General features: G+C 37.5%; 2 protein-coding genes. One reads left to right on the top strand and one right to left on the bottom strand.

Features of this window, described 5'->3' with window-relative positions:
* The coding region (locus tag RT405_RS08825; RefSeq protein WP_313469149.1) for a formate--tetrahydrofolate ligase at positions 1 to 950 on the bottom strand (950 nt) is incomplete at its 3' end.
* 288 nt (positions 951 to 1,238) lie between these two features.
* Between RT405_RS08825 and RT405_RS08820 the strand changes: the two genes are divergently transcribed.
* Positions 1,239 to 1,448 (top strand): cold-shock protein, encoded by a 210-nt coding sequence (locus RT405_RS08820; RefSeq protein WP_035028226.1) that lies wholly within the window; start codon positions 1,239 to 1,241, stop codon positions 1,446 to 1,448.
* The last annotated feature ends 121 nt before the right edge of the window (positions 1,449 to 1,569 follow it).

Genomic DNA, 1,569 nt, shown 5'->3' with positions numbered 1-1,569 from the left:
ACTTTGATATCTAAAAATTTCTCTGCCCCTAAATCAGCGCCAAATCCTGCTTCTGTCACAGTATAATCCGCCAACTGCAAGGCGGTATGTGTAGCTAGTACGCTGTTGCAGCCATGAGCGATATTGGCAAATGGACCTCCATGTACTAAAGCAGGGGTATGAAATAACGTTTGAACCAAGTTAGGTTTGATGGCATCTTTCAGTAATAAAGCCAAAGCTCCTTGAACCTCTAAATCAGCTACTCTAATTGGTTTATGATCATAAGATTCGCCTATCACGATTTGGGATAATCGTTTTTTCAAGTCTTCTATATCTCTAGCTAAACATAAAATAGCCATCATTTCACTGGCGACAGTAATGTCAAAACCATCTTCGCGCGGCACACCGTTAACTCGGCCGCCTAATCCGACAACTACATTTCTTAAAGAACGGTCGTTCAAATCTAGGGCCCGTTTCCACGTAATCGTAGTTGGATTGATTCCACAGGTATTTCCTTGATAAATATGGTTATCGATAAAAGCTGATAATGCATTATTCGCTGTAGTTAAAGCGTGCATGTCTCCAGTGAAATGCAGATTAATATCATCCATTGGCATAACTTGCGCATGACCACCACCGGCTGCTCCACCTTTCATGCCCATAGTAGGCCCCAAAGAAGGCTCTCTAAGAGCTAAAATAGCAGATTGGCCTAAGTGACTCAAAGCATCGGCCAAGCCCACTGAAACGGTTGTTTTCCCTTCTCCTGCAGGTGTGGGGTTAATCGAAGTAACTAAAATCAGTTTTCCTTTTGTCTTTCTCTTTTCAAATGTGTGATTGAGACGGGTTAAATCAATTTTAGCTTTATACTTTCCATAGAGATCTAAATCATCTTCCGATAACGCAAGCTTTTCCGCAATTTCAACAATCGGCTTCATTTCATTTTTTTGAGCTATTTCAATATCTGACAACATGCACATTTCCCCTTTCGACTAAAACAATCAGACGCTATATCTTCAATTGTTCATTTTCGCTATTTTCAATTATACAATAGTTGACTCAAAAGAAAAACCTTCGCCTGCTTGGATGGCAATCGAATAAGAAATAAAGCTAAAAACACTCTCTATCGCTACTTTCCATTTGACGAAAGCGATTTACATTCCTATAATAATAGGGGTAAGCCGTTTCTTCTTGTATCCTCTTTATTTTTTGCGCAAGTTGGCTTAAGGTTGGTTGAAAAATTCGTTAAGGGGGACTGTCAGATGGAAAATGGAACAGTTAAATGGTTTAGTAATGAAAAAGGGTATGGATTCATTGAATACAATGAATTAGAGGATATTTTTGTTCATTTTACCGGGATTGAAAATGAAGGATTTAAATCATTATCAGAAGGACAGCAAGTTGCATTTAAAATCGTAGAAGGCACACGAGGACCTCAAGCAACGAATGTGGTTGTGATTAACCAACTTTAAATGAATTATTCAATTAATTGATTGCTTTTAATTATTTTGACCTACAAAAAAACGATAACTCGTCTGAGTTTATCGTTTTTTAAATTTTTATTCTTTATTCAGATGAATGGTATTTATTTTT

Origin of the sequence: Carnobacterium sp. (assembly GCF_032094055.1) — a bacterium.
Classification (GTDB): Bacteria; Bacillota; Bacilli; order Lactobacillales; family Carnobacteriaceae; genus Carnobacterium_A.
The sequence above is the reverse complement of the archived record's forward strand: the minus strand, read 5'-3'. Positions and strand labels throughout refer to the sequence as shown.

Bases quoted from the DNA above. Each gene is read 5' to 3' on its own strand.
- RT405_RS08820 (WP_035028226.1), top strand. From the start codon at position 1,239: ATGGAAAATGGAACAGTTAAATGGTTTAGTAATGAAAAAGGGTATGGA.